At 75.0% G+C, this 15,894-nt stretch carries 15 protein-coding genes; 5 read left to right on the top strand and 10 right to left on the bottom strand.

The window, feature by feature from the left end; translation table 11 throughout:
• Positions 1 to 125: 125 nt before the first annotated feature.
• The 9 genes from ACGF15_RS27875 to ACGF15_RS27835 form a co-directional block, all read right to left on the bottom strand.
• Positions 126 to 863 (bottom strand): D-Ala-D-Ala carboxypeptidase family metallohydrolase, encoded by a 738-nt coding sequence (locus tag ACGF15_RS27875; protein WP_362615409.1) that lies wholly within the window; start codon positions 861 to 863, stop codon positions 126 to 128.
• 157 nt (positions 864 to 1,020) lie between these two features.
• Complete coding sequence (gene def, locus ACGF15_RS27870; RefSeq protein WP_345612917.1) at positions 1,021 to 1,656, bottom strand: peptide deformylase; 636 nt, start codon at positions 1,654 to 1,656, stop codon at positions 1,021 to 1,023.
• 109 nt (positions 1,657 to 1,765) lie between these two features.
• Positions 1,766 to 2,776, bottom strand: a complete 1,011-nt coding sequence (locus tag ACGF15_RS27865; protein ID WP_345612914.1) for a hypothetical protein — start codon at positions 2,774 to 2,776, stop codon at positions 1,766 to 1,768.
• Between the two features lie 211 nt (positions 2,777 to 2,987).
• Positions 2,988 to 4,298 (bottom strand): HD-GYP domain-containing protein, encoded by a 1,311-nt coding sequence (locus ACGF15_RS27860; protein WP_392802915.1) that lies wholly within the window; start codon positions 4,296 to 4,298, stop codon positions 2,988 to 2,990.
• Positions 4,295 to 5,620, bottom strand: coding sequence for an HD-GYP domain-containing protein (locus tag ACGF15_RS27855; protein ID WP_362615412.1), 1,326 nt, complete (start codon positions 5,618 to 5,620; stop codon positions 4,295 to 4,297). Before ACGF15_RS27855 ends, ACGF15_RS27860 begins: the two co-directional genes overlap by 4 nt.
• Before the next feature lie 340 nt (positions 5,621 to 5,960).
• Complete coding sequence (rsrA, locus tag ACGF15_RS27850; RefSeq protein WP_187742314.1) at positions 5,961 to 6,257, bottom strand: mycothiol system anti-sigma-R factor; 297 nt, start codon at positions 6,255 to 6,257, stop codon at positions 5,961 to 5,963.
• Positions 6,254 to 6,919, bottom strand: coding sequence for a sigma-70 family RNA polymerase sigma factor (locus ACGF15_RS27845; RefSeq protein ID WP_345613259.1), 666 nt, complete (start codon positions 6,917 to 6,919; stop codon positions 6,254 to 6,256). The genes rsrA and ACGF15_RS27845 overlap by 4 nt, the downstream gene beginning before the upstream one ends.
• Before the next feature lie 331 nt (positions 6,920 to 7,250).
• Positions 7,251 to 7,880, bottom strand: a complete 630-nt coding sequence (locus ACGF15_RS27840; protein ID WP_392802911.1) for an alpha/beta family hydrolase — start codon at positions 7,878 to 7,880, stop codon at positions 7,251 to 7,253.
• Positions 7,881 to 8,025: 145 nt separating this feature from the next.
• Positions 8,026 to 8,841 (bottom strand): SOS response-associated peptidase, encoded by an 816-nt coding sequence (locus ACGF15_RS27835; protein WP_392802908.1) that lies wholly within the window; start codon positions 8,839 to 8,841, stop codon positions 8,026 to 8,028.
• Between the two features lie 50 nt (positions 8,842 to 8,891).
• Between ACGF15_RS27835 and ACGF15_RS27830 the strand changes: the two genes are divergently transcribed.
• From ACGF15_RS27830 to hisN, 5 genes are all read left to right on the top strand, one after another.
• The gene (locus ACGF15_RS27830; RefSeq protein WP_376428209.1) at positions 8,892 to 9,620 is read left to right on the top strand and encodes a M50 family metallopeptidase; all 729 of its coding nucleotides are present in this window, start codon (positions 8,892 to 8,894) and stop codon (positions 9,618 to 9,620) included.
• A 40-nt stretch (positions 9,621 to 9,660) separates the two neighbouring features.
• The gene (gene aroA / locus ACGF15_RS27825) at positions 9,661 to 10,992 is read left to right on the top strand and encodes a 3-phosphoshikimate 1-carboxyvinyltransferase (RefSeq protein ID WP_345612902.1); all 1,332 of its coding nucleotides are present in this window, start codon (positions 9,661 to 9,663) and stop codon (positions 10,990 to 10,992) included.
• A 4-nt stretch (positions 10,993 to 10,996) separates the two neighbouring features.
• Entirely contained in the window at positions 10,997 to 12,025 is a 1,029-nt protein-coding gene (rsgA, locus tag ACGF15_RS27820) for a ribosome small subunit-dependent GTPase A (RefSeq protein WP_256524617.1), read from the top strand.
• A gap of 111 nt (positions 12,026 to 12,136) precedes the next feature.
• Entirely contained in the window at positions 12,137 to 12,460 is a 324-nt protein-coding gene (locus tag ACGF15_RS27815; protein ID WP_345612899.1) for a multidrug efflux SMR transporter, read from the top strand.
• 63 nt (positions 12,461 to 12,523) lie between these two features.
• Positions 12,524 to 13,324: a histidinol-phosphatase gene (hisN, locus tag ACGF15_RS27810; RefSeq protein WP_345612897.1), complete on the top strand. Its 801-nt coding sequence runs from the start codon at positions 12,524 to 12,526 to the stop codon at positions 13,322 to 13,324.
• A 181-nt stretch (positions 13,325 to 13,505) separates the two neighbouring features.
• On the opposite strand, the gene ACGF15_RS27805 is transcribed toward hisN, so the two are convergent.
• Entirely contained in the window at positions 13,506 to 15,779 is a 2,274-nt protein-coding gene (locus ACGF15_RS27805) for an MMPL family transporter (RefSeq protein ID WP_362614976.1), read from the bottom strand.
• Between the last annotated feature and the right edge of the window lie 115 nt (positions 15,780 to 15,894).

Below are 15,894 nucleotides of genomic sequence, written 5' to 3'. Positions count from 1 at the left end.
CTGTCTTCGGCGGCCGCCGCCCCCCCCCCCCCCCCGGGGCCCCCCCCCCCCCGGGGCCCCCCCCCCCCCGGGGGGGGCCCCCCCCCCCCCGCCGCGGTGCGTCGGGAGGAGGCTCCGCGGCCCGGTCAGATGCCGCAGGCGGAGGCGGACCAGTAGCGGGACGCGCGGTGGTCGAGATGGGTGTGGTCGCCGTGGCCGGGGTAGCCCGGGCCGAGGATGCCGTTGAAGCCGTGGTTGCGCGCCGCCCGGGCGAGGGTGCACAGCGAGTGGGGCCCGGAGCCGAGGTCGGCGGCGTCGCCGTACAGATGGCGGCTGTTGGAGGCCCCGCCCACCGCGCTGTTGCAGCTCTTGGAGCGGAAACCGCTGGTCACCCGGATCGGCTGGTCGCCGAGGGCGTGGCGCAGGGCCTCCAGTTTCCACATGGTGCGCAGGGCGTTGGACCTGGCCGTCGCGGCGCTGACCGCACCGCCCGACCAGGTGGAGTTGCAGCGGTTCAGCTCCGCGTAGCTGAAGTGCGCCGGGGTGCAGTCGCCGTCCTGGAGCTGGTAGATCCTGCCGAAGGTGGCCGGGCCGGCGACGCCGTCGGCGGCGAGGCCGTAGGCGGCCTGGAAGCGCCGGACGGCTGCGGCGGTGGCGGGCCCGTAGGAGCCGTCGATCGCGAGGACGGCGCCGGTCCCCGGGTACCCGGCGACCCGGATCTGGAGCTGGGCGACGTCGGAGCCGGAGGCGCCCTGGGAGAGCGTGCGCGGCCAGGTGTAGCAGCTGTCGGCCCTGGCCGTCCCGGCGGTGGCCGCCGTACCGGCGAAGCCGACAGCCGTGAGCATGACAATAGAGAGCAGAAGGCGTGCCGTACGTCTCAGCATGGCGTCTCCCTGCCGTGAAGTCGGTGTACCGACGAGACTGGCGTGACGGTCGACGCGCGTCAACAGCCCCCGGGAAAGCGCCGGTTGTCCGCCCGACGACACCCGGGCGACGCGCGGGCGGGGCCGCCCGCCGTGGGTGGCCCCGCCCGGGGAGCGGTCAGTCGTTCGCCACGACCGGGTAGCGCGGGGTCCCCTCCGCCATCTGCTTCAGGGCGTCCTTGCGCTCCCGCTTGGAGAGCCGGTCGATGTACAGGTACCCGTACAGGTGGTCGGTCTCGTGCTGCAGGCAGCGGGCGAAGTAGCCGGTGCCCCGGACCTTGATCGGGTTGCCCCGCAGGTCCTGGCCGCGGACCACCGCGTAGTCGGGACGGGCGAGCGAGGCGTAGGCCGTCGGCACCGACAGGCAGCCCTCGTTGGAGTCGTCCAGCCGCCGCTCCTCCGCAGGCAGCTCCTCCAGCACCGGGTTGCACACCGCGCCGACGTGGCGCACGCCCTCGTCGTCGGGGCAGTCGTAGACGAAGACCTTCAGGTCGACGCCGATCTGGTTGGCCGCGAGCCCCACGCCCTCCGCGGTCCGCTGGCTGGCGAACATGTCGTCGACGAGCGCGGCGAGCGAGTCGTCGAAGCCGGTGACGTCCTTGCACTCCTTGTGGAGGACCGGGTTGCCCACGACCGTGATCGGACGCGAGGTGCCGCGCTCGCGGTGGGCGAGCTCACGCTCCTCGCAGTCCTCCGTGTCCACGACGAAGCCCTCTTCGTCGACCCTCTGGTCCGTCCCCTGCTGCGACGCCATGTCAGCCGTACGCCCTTCTCCGCTGCGGGAGTACTCGATGTACCCGATGCCCGACGCGCTTCCCGGCCCGTGCCGGTCACGCTGTGTCGGTACAGCCTACGGGCAGGCGTCAGCAGACTTCCTCGAGATCCCGCCATGCGCGGGTGTCCGCACTGTCGGCCACCCAGCCGTCCAGCAGCCCCCGCACCAGGCCCGCGGGCGCCGCTATCCCGCACTCCCGCTCCGGGGACCACAGCTCCCCCGCCGTGCGGTGGCCCAGCGGCCCGGGGTGCCCCGGCTCGCTGTGGTCGTGCGGGTCCAGGTGCTCGCCCTCACCCTCCGCGCTCGGCATCCGCCCCTCGGAGCAGGACCGGCACAGCAGCCGCACCGAGGAGGACCAGTCCTCCGCGGCGAAGCCCGCGTCGGCGGCCAGCTTCTCCAGCGCGTCCCGGTCCGCCTCGGTGGCCGCCTCCAGCAGCACCACCCAGGTGGGCACGGGTGAGGGAGCCCACAGCTCGATCTCGTCGAAGACGGGATAGGAGGGGCCCGCACTGGTCGTGCGCTCGCCGTTGGGCACCCCGTCGTGCAGGACGACCTCGCCCCAGCGGCGCCCCGAGGACGGCAGCGGGATGGACAGCACCTCGATACGGGCCGGGTCCAGCCTGCGGCCCCACACCACCTCGGCCTCGCCCTCGGGCGACAGCCGCACCGCGGCGCTGCCGAGGTCCATGCCGACCGGCGCACCGCCGGCCGCGGCCGGGTTGCCGCCGCCCGGGGAACGCGAGGGGACACCCGGGACCTTCAGCCCGTACGCCTGCCACGCGCGGCGGGCGAGCGGCCAGTCCTGGAGCGCGGTCGCCGCGATGCCGACGTTCCACCAGTCGGGGGCGCCCGACTCCTTGTCCAGCAGGGCCACCGCCCGCAGACCGGCGGCGCGCGCCTGCTCCCAGTCGTGGCGGAACTTGTGCAGCAGCGCCAGGTTGAACCAGGACTCCGAGAGCCAGGGCTCCAGGTCCGCCGCCTTCGTCAGCAGGGCGCCCGCGTCCTCGTACCGGCCGTCGCCGATCAGCGTGAACGCGCGGTCGGTGGCCTGCCGCCACGAGGCGGAGGGCCGATGCCGTACCTTCCCGAAGATCCTCACGATTCCCGCCTGCCGGTCGCTCGGGCCAGTGCCCCCGGACGCATGCCTGTGTGCGCCTGCTGCCAGTGCCTTCTTTCGCATCCAACCATGCCCGGTCGGGGCCTCGCTCATTACCCGTGGGTTACCCCGGTGGCCCCGGAGCGGGACCGGGCCCCACCCGGTGCGCGGCCCCGGTCCGCGGACCCCGGCCGCCGCGGTGCGGGGCGCGGACTCAGCGCCTTCCCCCCGCCCCGGCCGCCTCGCACAGGACCCGGACCAGGCTCTCCACCACCTCCGGGGCGAAGTCCCGCCCGGTTCCCAGGCGCAACTGCTCCAGAGCGGCGAGTGCCCCGTCCGCACTGCCTCCGCTTCCCCGGGAGAGGTCCTCGTATGCGTTGGCGGCGCGCACGATCCTGGCGGCCGGGCACTGCTCCCGGTAGGGGTCGGCCTGCTGCTCCACCACGGCCGCCACCTCCGCGGGAACCCCGGTGCGGCGCACCACCGCTCCGCCGAGCAGTGCTATCCGGCGCTGCTCGTCGTGCGGGAGCAGGACGGTGGCCCCTCCCGGCACCGGGTCGACCAGCGACAGCTGCCCGATGTCGTGCATCAGCGCGGCGTACTCCAGCGCGGCGAGTTCATGCCCGGGCAGACGGAGCTCCCGGCCGACGGCCAGGCTGAGTTCGGCGACCCGGCGGGCGTGGCCGGCCGGGGTGTGGCCGCCGATCTCGGTCGCCCGGGCCAGCGAGGCGACGGTCTGCCGGTAGGTGGTGCGTGCGGCCGCGCAGCGGCGGAAGGAGAGCCGGGTCCCCAGCAGCGGCAGGCAGAACACCGGCAGCGCCCACAGCCCGGCCGCCCCGGTGGCGAGCGCCAGGACGGCGGCCGCGGCACCGACCGCGGCACCGGTCCCCCCGAGGGCGCGCAGCTCCTCGCGCAGGACCGGCGCGTACGGGCCCCCGGCCCGCGCCCGCAGGAGCGCGGCGGCCAGCACGGCGTCGCACAGCACCGTGAGCCCCGCCATGAGAAGGACCGGCAGCGCGGGAGCCGGACCGTGCCCGAGCGTGCGCACGAACTCCCCGGCGGTGGGGAGCGCCGCGCAGCAGACGCCCGCGAAGGCCGTCGTCAGCACCCGGCGCGCCGCGTGGTCCAGCACCCCGGGCTCCCCGCGGGCCGCCTGCGGCACGGCGCCCACCAGGACCGCGGCCAGCACGACGGCCACGGCCTGGAGGGTCCCGCGGGCGGCGCTCTCCCCGGTGCTCCCGGCCAGCAGCGCGTAGGCGAGCGCCCCGGCCGCCCCCAGCGGGGCGGGCTCCCGGCCGAGTGGCTCGTGCAGCGGGTACGGGGCCCCGGAGCCCGCCGGCCGGCGGGCGAGCTCCCCGGCGGCCGTGAGGAGCCCGAAGGCCAGAGCGGTCCCCGGCGCGGCCGGCCCGTGGCGGGCCGTCCACAGCAGCGCCAGGACGGCGGTGCACAGCGCCGCCGCGCGGACCAGGGGGACCACCGCCGCGGGGCGCCGGGCCCCACGGCCGTCCCCGGCACGGGCGGTCATCCGGCCGGCACCCCGCGCGGGCCGGGGCGGGCGGCGGGCGGCACCGCCTCGTCCGAGGTCACGGCCGTCTGCCAGCCCTCCCGCTGCACGGCCCGGGTCAGCGCCCGGACCATCCGCGGGTCGAACTGGGTCCCCGCACAGCGCCCCAGCTCCTCCAGGGCCTCCCCCACGGGGCGGGCCCGGCGGTAGGAGCGGGTGGAGGTCATGGCGTCGAAGGCGTCGGCGACGGCCACCACCCGGGCCGCCTCCGGGATCGCCTCGCCGGCGAGTCCGTAGGGGTACCCCGTGCCGTCCAGCCGCTCGTGGTGGTGCAGGATCGCCTCCCTCGCCTCGCCGAGGAAGCCGATGCCCCGCACGATCTCGTGCCCGTACTCCGGATGCAGCTCGACGGTCCTGCGCTCCGCGGGCGTCAGGGGGCCGTCCTTGCGCAGCACCCGGGTCGGGACGCCGAGCTTGCCGATGTCGTGGAGGGTCCCGGCGAGCCGGACGGTCTCCAGCCGGTCCTCCCCGAGCCCCAGCTCCCTGGCGATCAGCACCGAGGCCCGGCCGACCCGCTCGCCGTGCCCCCGGGTGTACGGGTCCTTGAGGTCCACCGCCTGCACCAGGGCGCGGACGGTCGCCTGGTGCGCGGCGCGCTCGCGGTGGTACCGGGCGAAGGTCCGGCAGGAGAGGTACACGGGCGGCAGCACCATCAGCGCCGCCGGTGCCCCGTAGGGGCTCTTCCACAGCACGGCCATCGTCAGTCCGGCCAGTCCGTGGACGCAGTGGGGGGCGGGCGAGGGCAGGAGCGGGCGCCGGGCGCCGTGCGGCACGCGCTCGGCGGCGGCCCGTACCACGGCGTCCAGCACCGCGGCCACGAGGCAGAAGGCGAGCGCCGCGGCGAGCGCGGGGGCCAGCACCCAGGGGAAGTCCGCGGCGCCGAGGGAGCGTTCGGGCCCGGGGCGCAGCCGCCCGTACACCGCCGCGGCCGCACCGGTGGCCAGCCCCAGACGGGCCGCGCGCCACGCGCGCCGCAGCCGGGGGCCGGGCTCCTCGGCGCCCCCCACCAGGGAGCCAGGGGCGGCGACCAGCACCGCGGCGGGCGGGGGCAGCAGAAAGGCGGCGGCCAGCAGCACGGGGAAGAAGGAGCCCGCTCCGACGGGTGGGAAGCGGCCCGCAGCGGTACCGCGGGAGGGCAGCTCGCACAGGGCGTGGACCGCCGCGAGCAGCCCGACCGCCGCCCAGGGCACCGCCGGGTCCCCGGCCGCCGGTGCCGCACAGGCCCCGGCGGCCAGGACGGCACCGGTGACGACGGCACGCGCCGCCTTCGGAATGGCCGTCACTGCCCCCACGCCCTCCTCGACTTCCGGCGCCGCACCACGGGATGGCGTCATCCCGGGTGGATCGGCGCGCGGCGTCGCACGAGGTGCACCGGGCGGTGGGGGCGTCCCCGTACCCGGTGCGCCCGACGCGGCGGGGAGCCGTGGGCGTCTTCGTGGACCCGCCGGGGATGACGTGACCGACCCTAGGCGGCGCATGGGGCGCGGGGGTGCGCGAGCGGGGGCATGGGGCCCGTACGGGTGATACCGGCGCGTACGCGGCACGGGGCGCCCCGGTGGTGCTCCCCCGGAGCCGCCGTGCCCGGTTGCGCGGCCCCCGGGGGCAGGGCCGGCGGGGCCGCGGTCACTCCTGGGCGGTGGCGACGTCCTGGTCGGGCACGGCCTGGCCGGAGCGGATCAGGTCGATGCGGCCCATCACCTTGGCCCGCAGGTCGGCGGGGACGTCGTCCTGGCCGCAGCAGCGCTTGACCAGCTTCTTCACCGCCTGCTCCAGGCCGTACTTCTCCAGGCACGGGGAGCACTCCTCGAAGTGCACCTCGAACTTGGTGCAGTCACTGTCGGGCATCTCGTGGTCGAGGAACTCGTAGAGGTGGTCCAGGACCTCAGAGCAGTCCGTCTCATGCGGCTCTCCGCAGCTCATGAGCCCGAGCCTTTCGCGTCGTTCGACTCCCCCGCACCGGCCGGGACGAGCCCGCGCTCGCGGGCGTAGTCCTCCAGCATGCCGCGCAGCTGGCGGCGACCGCGGTGCAGGCGGGACATCACCGTACCGATGGGTGTCCCCATGATGTCCGCGATCTCCTTGTACGCAAACCCCTCGACGTCGGCCAGATAGACCGCGATCCGGAACTCCTCCGGGATCGCCTGCAGGGCCTCCTTGACGTCCGAGTCCGGGAGGTGGTCCATGGCCTGGGACTCGGCGGAGCGCAGACCGGTCGACATGTGCGACTCGGCACGGGCCAGCTGCCAGTCCTCGATCTCCTCCGCGGCGCTGCGCTGGGGCTCGCGCTGCTTCTTGCGGTAGGAGTTGATGAACGTGTTGGTGAGGATGCGGTACAGCCACGCCTTGAGGTTGGTCCCCTCGCGGAACTGGTGGAACGAGCCGTACGCCTTGGCGTACGTCTCCTGCACGAGGTCCTCCGCGTCCGCCGGGTTGCGGGTCATCCGCAGTGCGGCGGAGTACATCTGGTCGAGGTACCCGAGGGCATCGCGCTCGAACCGCGCGTTGCGCTCGCCGGCCGTCTCCCGGGCCCGCGGCGCGCCGCCCTCGTCGGTCCCTGCGTCGGTCCCAGTGACCGGACCCACCTCCTCCAACGCCCTGGCGGAGCCGAGACCGGACCCGCTCGAATCGGAGAATAGTCGACCTTGGTCCGCGGGTGCCTGCTGATTGCGGCCTGCCACCGCGGCGGTCGGACCGCTCGTGCCCTGCGGCAGCACCGTCCACTCCAGACCGTCGGCGCGCCTGCCTGCCGGGCAGAAGGTCGTACCCATGCGGTGGACTCCCTACTCCATGCTCGTCACTGACACCCCGCTCAACAGCGCGGGGCGGCGCCGCATTCCCGCCCCGGTGCGCGGCGGCACACGGCCGGCGGACGGGCCCCGCCGCGGTGGGCGCGCGCAGCCGGTGCGATGCGTCTCACAGCCCGGCGGTCCACGCGGCCACGGCGCCGGTGACGGCGCGCAGTGCCTCCACCTGGGTCACGGCGGAGCGCTTGGGGACGGCGAATCCGTGGTCCGCGTCCGGGACCTCCACCAGGCTGTACGGCCCTTCGGGGAACTCCCCCGGCCTGCCGAAGGGGTCCCGGCCGCCCTGCACCACGAGGAGCGGCACCCCGCCGCCGAGGAGTTCCCCGGCCCGGGAGCGCTCCGGGCGGCCCGGCGGGTGCAGCGGGAAGGCCAGGGCGAGGACGGCGGCCGCGCCGAGCTCCGCGGCGGTCCGGCAGGCCACCCGCGCCCCCGCGCTGCGGCCGCCCGCGACCACCGGGAGCCCGGGCCCGGCGAGCACCGGCCAGACCCCGCGCCAGCCCGTGTCGAGCGTCTTCGGCGCCGGGGCGACCTTCCTGCCCGCGACCCGCCAGGGCTGCTCGACCAGGGCGACGGTGACCGAGTGACCGGGCAGCTCGGCGGCGATCGCCGCGAGGTCCCTCGCCTCGATGCCGCCGCCCGCGCCGTGCCCCAGGGCCAGCACCAGGCGCGCGTCCTTCGCGGGGTACCAGCTGACGCGGGCGTCCCCCGCTTCCGTCCCGACCGTCTCCGTGCGCTTCACGCCCCCATCCTGCCGTGCGCGGGGGCGGGGGCGCCCCTGCCGCGGCCGGTGCCCCGGGGCGGGTAGCACCTCCCCCGGGAGGCCGCCGGTCCGCCGCGCCGTGGCGGCGCGGCGGCGCGGCGGCGCGGCGGCGCGGCGGCGCGGCTCAGAAGAGGACCGGCTCCTCGGGGCCGGAGAGCTCCTCCAGCAGCTCCGGCCCGTTGTTGCGCACGTTGCTGACCGCGGTGGGCACCGGGTAGGCGCGCATCAGGCCCTCCGGCGGCGGTGCGAGGAGTGCGGCGAGGTCCCCGGGCTCCGTGCGTGCGGGGTCCAGCCAGGCGTCCCAGCGGTCCGGGGTCAGCATCAGCGGCATCCTGGGGTGGATGTCCGCGAGCGTCGCGGGCCCTGCCGCCGGCGCGACGCCCAGCGGCCCGGTCTCCGCCTCGGTGGTGATCACCGAGCAGGTCGCCCACCACGCCCGCGGATGCCCGTCGGGCAGCGTGCGGTCGCGCCAGAACTCGTAGATGCCCGCCATCGCGAAGACCGAGCCGTCGGCCGGGGTGACGAAGTAGGGCTGCTTGCGCGGCCGCTTGCGCTTGCCCTCCACCTCCTTCGCCCGCTCGTCTGCGCCCGTGACCCACTCGTAGTAGCCGTCGGCGGGCAGGATGCAGCGGCGGGCCGCGAAGGCCCTGCGGAACGAGGGCTTCTCGTGCAGCGTCTCGGCCCGGGCGTTGATCATCCGGGCGGCCCCGTCGGGGGACGTGGACCACGAGGGCACCAGTCCCCAGCGCAGGGTGCGCATCTGGCGAACCGGCCGCCGCTCGGCTGCGTCCTTCAGAGGGCGTTCGAGGATCGCCTGCACCTCCTTGGTGGGGGCCACGTTCCAGTCGGGTGCGAGCGCCTCCTCGGGCTCCCACTTCTCGACCTGGAACAGCCCCACCAGATCCTCGGGGCTGCGACTGGCTGCATAACGTCCGCACATAAGTGCCACACTGCCACTTCGATACGCCGTCCGAGGGAGCCGCCCGCGCAATGGTCACCACACACATCGCCGCCGGGGAGCTGGACGGTCTCTGGGACCGTCTCACCGGTACCCAGGAGGCGCCCTCGCTCTGGCTGGTCGCCGCGACAGGGGTGCTGGCGCTGGCCGCCGTGCTGCCCGCACCGCTGTGGCGCTTCGCGCGCAACGCGGTCACCATCGCCCACGAGGGCGGCCACGGGCTCGTGGCCCTGCTCACCGGGCGCCGGCTGGAGGGCATCCGGCTGCACTCGGACACCAGCGGCCTGACCGTCAGCCGGGGCAGGCCCGGCGGCCTGGGCATGGTCCTCACGGCGGCGGCCGGCTACACCGCGGCCCCGCTGCTCGGGCTCGGCGGGGCGTGGCTGCTCGCCGCGGACCACGTCACCCTGATGCTGTGGGCGGCCACCGCCCTGCTGGCGGCGCTGCTGGTGATGGTCCGCAACGCCTACGGCGTGCTCACGGTGACCCTCACGGGGGCGGCCTTCCTCCTCGTGTCCTGGCTCACCGGACCGGCCGTGCAGTCCGCCTTCGCCTACACCGCCGTGTGGTTCATGCTCCTGGGCGGTGTGCGGCCGGTCTTCGAGCTCCAGACGAAGCGGCGGCACGGCGGGGCCGCGGACTCCGACGCGGACCAGCTCGCCCGGCTCACCCATGTGCCGCCGCTGGTGTGGCTGGCCTTCTTCCACCTCGTCGCGTTCTGCGCGCTGATCGGCGGCGGGAGTTGGCTGCTCGGCCTGTGAGGCCCGGGGAGGGGCCCGCCGAACCACTAGAGTGAAGGCCATGACCGAGACCGTGCACCCCCTGTGGCCTGCCCCCTACGCCGACGGGCCCGTCGACGCGAAGATCACCGTGCCCGGCTCGAAGTCGGTCACCAACCGGGCGCTGGTGCTCGCCGCGCTCGCCTCCGAGCCGGGCTGGCTGCGCCGACCGCTGCGCTCCCGGGACACCCTGCTGATGTCCGCGGCGCTCCAGGCCATGGGCGTGGGCATCGAGGAGACCGTCTCCTCGACGACCACCGGCGGTTCCGGGGAGGCATGGCGGATCATCCCCTCCGGCCTGCACGGCCCGGCCTCGGTGGACGTCGGGAACGCCGGCACGGTGATGCGCTTCCTGCCTCCGGTCGCCACGCTCGCCGACGGCCCGGTGCGCTTCGACGGCGACCCCCGCTCCTACGAGCGGCCGCTCGGCGGGGTGATCTCCGCCCTGCGTGCGCTCGGTGCCCGGATCGACGACGACGACCGGGGCACGCTGCCGATGACCGTGCACGGCGGCGGCGCGCTGGAGGGGGGCTCGGTGCGGATCGACGCCTCGTCCTCCTCGCAGTTCGTCTCGGCGCTGCTGCTGTCCGGGCCCCGTTTCAACCAGGGCGTGGAGGTGCGCCACGTCGGCGGCGTACTGCCCTCCCTGCCGCACATCCGGATGACCGTGGACATGCTGCGCGCCGTGGGTGCGCAGGTCGACGAGCCCGAGACCGGGGGCGAGCCCGACGTCTGGCGTGTGTCGCACAGCGCGCTGCTGGGCCGGGACCTGACCGTGGAGCCGGACCTGTCCAACGCCCAGCCGTTCCTGGCGGCGGCGCTGGTCACCGGCGGCCGGGTCACCATTCCGGACTGGCCGGAGCGCACCACCCAGCCGGGTGACGCGCTGCGGCAGATCTTCACCGAGATGGGCGGATCCTGCGAGCTGACCACCACCCCCGACGGCACCGCGCTGGTCTTCACCGGCAGCGGCCGGATCCACGGCATCGACATCGATCTCGGCGAGGTCGGCGAGCTGACCCCCGGCATCGCGGCGGTCGCCGCGCTCGCGGACTCCCCCTCGACGCTGCGCGGCGTGGCGCATCTGCGCCTCCACGAGACCGACCGGCTCGCGGCGCTGACCAAGGAGATCAACGGGCTCGGCGGCGATGTCACCGAGACCGAGGACGGCCTGCACATCCGCCCCCGCCGCCTGCGCGGCGGAGTGTTCCACACCTACGACGACCACCGGATGGCGACCGCGGGTGCGGTGATCGGCCTGGCGGTGAAGGACGTGCAGGTCGAGAACGTGGCCACGACCGCCAAGACCTTGCCCGACTTCCCGCAGATGTGGGCCGGGCTGCTCGGGGTCTGACGCCATGCGCCGCTACGGCAAGCACACCGACGAGGACGACATCCGCTCGCGCCCCAACCGCAAGGGCAACCGTCCCCGGACCAGCATCCGCCCCAAGCACGAGGACGCCGCCGAGGGGATGGTGCTCACCGTGGACCGCGGGCGGCTGACCTGCCTGGTCGAGGACCGCGCCGTGGTGGCGATGAAGGCGCGGGAGCTGGGCCGCAAGGCGGCCGTCGTCGGCGACCGGGTCGCCATCGTCGGCGATCTGTCGGGGGCGAAGGACACCCTCGCGCGGATCGTGCGGATCGAGCCGCGCTCCTCCGTGCTGCGCCGTACGGCCGACGACGACGACCCCTTCGAGCGGGTGGTCGTCGCCAACGCCGACCAGTTGGCGATCGTGACCGCGCTGGCCGACCCCGAGCCCCGCCCGCGCCTGATCGACCGCTGCCTGGTCGCGGCCTACGACGGCGGGCTGGAGCCGCTGCTGGTGCTGACCAAGTCCGATCTGGCCGGGCCGGAGGCCCTGTTGGAGATGTACGGCGCGCTGGGTGTCCCGTATGTGGTCACCACGCGGGAGGAGTTCGTGGACGGCCTGGCGGCGGACCGGGTGCGCGAGCATCTGGTGGGCCGCACCACCGCCTTCGTCGGCCACTCTGGGGTGGGGAAGACGACCCTGGTGAACGCGCTGGTGCCGGAGGACCGCCGCCGGACCACCGGACACGTCAACGCGGTGACGGGCCGGGGCCGCCACACCACCACCTCGGCCCTCGCCCTGCCGCTCGCGGCCCCCGGCGGGGCCCGGGAGGCGGCCGGCTGGGTCGTCGACACCCCGGGGGTGCGCTCGTTCGGGCTGCACCATGTCGACCCCTCGCGGGTCATCCACGCCTTCCCCGACCTGGAGCCGGGCACCGAGGGCTGCCCGCGCGCCTGTTCGCACGACGAGCCCGACTGCGCGCTCGACGCCTGGGCGGCCGAGGGCCACGCGGACCCCGCCCGACTGCAGTCGCTGCGGCGCCTGCTGTCGACACGGGAGCGACGCGAGGGGGACTGAGGCCCTCCGAGTCGGCGCCCTCCACCGTGTTGGCGCCGTACGGCGGACAGACACGGGCATAATCGCCCACGTCGGACACCCGGTCGGCGACGTGTGGGAGGCCCAGGAACGATGGCGTGGCTGCTGGTGGTGGTCGCCGGATTCCTCGAGACGGGTTTCGCGGTCTGCCTCAAACTCTCCCACGGCTTCACCCGGCTGTGGCCGACGGTCGCCTTCGCGATCTTCGCGCTGGGCAGCTTCGGACTGCTGACCCTGTCGCTGAAGAAGCTGGACGTGGGGCCCGCGTACGCGGTGTGGACGGGGATCGGCGCGGCAGGCACCGCGGTCTACGGCATGGTCTTCCTGGGGGACGTGGTCTCCACGTTGAAGATCGTCTCGATCTCCCTGGTGATCGTGGGTGTGATCGGCCTCCAGCTCTCGGGCTCCTCCCAGTGAGGCATCCCCCGCGGGCCCGGCCGTCGGCCCGAGGGCCCGGAGCGCACCGATAGGGTGGAGGCCATGCCCGACTACCACGACGACCTGCGTCTCGCCCATGTGCTCGCGGACGCCGCCGACGCCGTCACCTCCGAGCGCTTCAAGGCACTGGACCTCAAGGTCGAGACCAAGCCGGACATGACCCCGGTCAGCGAGGCGGACAGGGCGGCGGAGGAGCTGATCCGCGGGCAGTTGCAGCGGGCCCGCCCGCGCGACGCCGTCCTCGGCGAGGAGTACGGCATCGAGGGCACCGGCCCCCGCCGCTGGGTGGTGGACCCGATCGACGGGACCAAGAACTACGTGCGCGGCGTGCCGGTCTGGGCGACGCTCATCTCGCTCATGGAGGCCGGGGAGAACGGATTCCAGCCGGTGGTGGGCGTGGTGTCGGCCCCGGCGCTGGGACGCCGCTGGTGGGCGGCGAAGGGCTCGGGGGCGTACACCGGGCGCAGTCTGACGGCCGCCTCCCGGATGCGGGTCTCCCAGGTGGAGCGGATGGCCGACGCCTCCTTCGCGTACTCCTCGCTCTCCGGATGGGAGGAGCAGGGCCGGCTGGACGGGTTCCTCGACCTGACCAGGGCCTGCTGGCGCACCCGGGGCTACGGTGACTTCTGGTCCTACATGATGGTCGCCGAGGGCTCCGTCGACCTGTGCGCCGAGCCGGAGCTGTCGCTCTGGGACATGGCCGCGCCCGCGATCGTGGTCCAGGAGGCGGGCGGCTCGTACACGGGGCTCGACGGCACCCCGGGCCCGCACAGCGGGAACGCGGCGGCGTCGAACGGGCTGCTCCACCGGGAGTTGCTGGGCTACCTGAACCAGCGCTACTGAGGCCGCGGACGAGCTGCGCCCTCCCCCGGGGCCGGGTGCCGCGGTCCGGCACGGGGCCGGCCGACGCCTGCCGCCCTGCGCGTGACGTCCGCCGGATCGCGCCGGAGCCCCCGGCCCCTCGCGCCCCTGCGGCGGCAGAAGGGCGAGCGACCGGGAGCCCCGGCGGACGGGAAGGGGCACGTCACGCCCCTGCGACGGGCTCCCGGGAACGTGCCCCGTCCTCCCGGCCGTCACGGCCCTGCGGACCGTGGCCGTCGTCCGGTCCCCCGGCGCCGCCGGGCACGGCGCCCTCGACGCCGACGGACGGCAGGAGGCGGTCGAGCCACCCCGGCAGCCACCAGCAGGCCCCGCCCAGCAGCTTCATCGCGGCGGGGACGAGCACCATGCGCACGACCGTCGCGTCCACGGCGATGGCGGTCGCCAGGCCGAGGCCCAGCATCTTGGTGGTCGGATCCTCGCCGAGGACGAACCCGAGGAAGACCGACACCATGATGAGCGCGGCGGAGGTGATCACCCGGGCCGTTCCGGCGAGACCGCGCACCACCGAGCCGTCGTTGTCACCGGTCGCGAGGTAGTGCTCACGCACCCGGGAGAGCAGGAACACCTCGTAGTCCATCGACAGGCCGAAGACGATGGCGAACATGAACATCGGGATGAACGAGACGATCGGCACCGGCGACGCGAGTCCGATCAGCGAGGCCCCCCACCCCCACTGGAACACCATCACCAGCACTCCGTAGGCGGCGCCGATGCTCAGCAGGTTGAGCACCGCGGCCTTGAGCGGCACCAGCAGCGAACGGAACACGACCGTCAGCAGCAGGAACGACAGCACGACCACCGCGCTCACGAACAGGAGCAGCCGGTCCTTCACCCGGTCGCCGAGGTCCGCGAAGGCCGCCGTCTGCCCGCCGACATGGGCACGGGCCTCGCTGCGGCCGAGCACCCGGGGGAAGACCTCGGAGCGCAGCCGCTCCACCGTCGCCCGGGTGGCGTCGTCCTGGGGTGCGGTGGTGGCGACGGCCATCAGGGTGGCCACGTCCGCGTCCGTGTCGACCCGGGGCGGGGCCACCGCGGCGATCCCCGGGTCCGCGGCGACGGCCCGGTGCAGCGGTTCGACCACCGACGCGTCGCCGGCGAGGTCGACCGCGATGGCGAGCGGGCCGTTGGCCCCGGGACCGAACCCCTCGGCGACCAGGTCGTAGGCCTGCCGTTCCGTCCGGGACACCGGCAGGGTGCCCTCGTCGGGGAACCCCAGGCGGAGCGCCAGGACGGGGGCGGCGAGTGCGGCCAGCAGCAGTGTGCCGCCGACGGAATAGGCCACGGCGTGACGCGCCACGTGCGTGCCCCAGCGGTGCCAGCGCTGCCCCGAGCGGGGGCCCCGTCCGCCGCGCCCGGCACGGGGCCAGGGCAGACCGAACCGGTCGATCGACCGTCCGGCCAGTCCGAGGAAGGCGGGCAGCAGGGTGACCGAGGCGGCGACCATGATGAGGACCACGGCGGCGATCGCGATGCCGGCCGCGGTGATGAAGGGAATGCCGGCGAAGGCGAGACCCAGGATGGAGACGACCACGGTGCCCCCCGCGAAGACGACGGCCCGGCCGGCGGTCGCGACCGCGCGTCCGGCCGACTCCCCGACGTCCATGCCGGCGGCCAGGTGCTCGCGGTGGCGGGTGACGATGAACAGCGCGTAGTCGATGCCGACGCCGAGTCCCACCATCGACGCGATCACGGGTGCGAAGCTCGGTATCTCGACGAGACGGGTGACGAGCGGCATGGCGCTCGTGCCCAGGGCCAGGCCGAAGAGCGCCATGCCGATCGGCAGGCCCATCGCGATCAGCGACCCGAAGGCGACCAGGAGGATGACCACCGCGGCCAGCAGCCCGATCACCTCACCGGTGCCGGTCTCCGGTTCCGCGAAGGAGATGAACAGGTCGCCGCCGGCCTCGATCCGGACCGCGTCGTCGTTCCGGTGGGCCGCCAGGACTCCCCGGAGGTCCTCCAGGTCCCCGGCGTCGAGGTGCTCGATCACCGGGTACCGCAGCGTCACCAGCGCCACCCGCCCGTCGGGCGAGACGTCGCCCCGGGCGACCGCGGCGCCGGTGCCGAGTCCGCCGACCGGGTCGGTGGCCGCCAGGACCGAGGGCAGTGCGACGAGTTCGGCGCGGACCTCCGCGAGCGCCCGGCGGGCGGCGGGGCTGTCGAAGAAGGTCTCCGAGGCCTCGCGCGGTGTGGCCGTGACCCGTGCGGTCAGACCGGCGTCGCTCGAACCGGCCGCCGACAGCAGCTCGACGGCGCGCTGGGAGTCGAGCCCCGGCGCCTCGAGGGTGTCCTCCAGATCGCGACCGGCCATGGCCGAGGCGGTGATGACGACGACTGCGGTCAGCATCCAGGCGCCGATGGCCCGCCATGGACGCCGGGCCGCGAACCGGCCGAGCCGGAACAGCAGGGACGACACGTCAGTGCTCCTTGGTGGTTCGGGGTGTACCGGGCGCGGGGTCGTCCACGCCGGGTTCGCCATGGTGTCGGCCCGGCCACCCCGCGCACCTCGGCGTACGGGCCGGGAACCGCCG

Source organism: Streptomyces sp. NPDC048001, from assembly GCF_043203115.1.
Lineage (GTDB): Bacteria > Actinomycetota > Actinomycetes > Streptomycetales > Streptomycetaceae > Streptomyces > Streptomyces sanyensis.
Note: the sequence above shows the minus strand (reverse complement) of the source record. Positions and strands in the feature narration are given on the sequence as shown.

What these genes read in the sequence shown, in the direction of transcription:
- ACGF15_RS27875 (WP_362615409.1), bottom strand. Translation starts at nt 863, where the DNA reads ATGCTGAGACGTACGGCACGCCTTCTGCTCTCTATTGTCATGCTCACG.
- def (WP_345612917.1), bottom strand. Translation starts at nt 1,656, where the DNA reads ATGGCGTCGCAGCAGGGGACGGACCAGAGGGTCGACGAAGAGGGCTTC.
- ACGF15_RS27860 (WP_392802915.1), bottom strand. Translation starts at nt 4,298, where the DNA reads ATGACCGCCCGTGCCGGGGACGGCCGTGGGGCCCGGCGCCCCGCGGCG.
- rsrA (WP_187742314.1), bottom strand. Translation starts at nt 6,257, where the DNA reads ATGAGCTGCGGAGAGCCGCATGAGACGGACTGCTCTGAGGTCCTGGAC.
- ACGF15_RS27835 (WP_392802908.1), bottom strand. Translation starts at nt 8,841, where the DNA reads ATGTGCGGACGTTATGCAGCCAGTCGCAGCCCCGAGGATCTGGTGGGG.
- ACGF15_RS27830 (WP_376428209.1), top strand. Translation starts at nt 8,892, where the DNA reads ATGGTCACCACACACATCGCCGCCGGGGAGCTGGACGGTCTCTGGGAC.
- aroA (WP_345612902.1), top strand. Translation starts at nt 9,661, where the DNA reads ATGACCGAGACCGTGCACCCCCTGTGGCCTGCCCCCTACGCCGACGGG.
- rsgA (WP_256524617.1), top strand. Translation starts at nt 10,997, where the DNA reads ATGCGCCGCTACGGCAAGCACACCGACGAGGACGACATCCGCTCGCGC.
- ACGF15_RS27815 (WP_345612899.1), top strand. Translation starts at nt 12,137, where the DNA reads ATGGCGTGGCTGCTGGTGGTGGTCGCCGGATTCCTCGAGACGGGTTTC.
- hisN (WP_345612897.1), top strand. Translation starts at nt 12,524, where the DNA reads ATGCCCGACTACCACGACGACCTGCGTCTCGCCCATGTGCTCGCGGAC.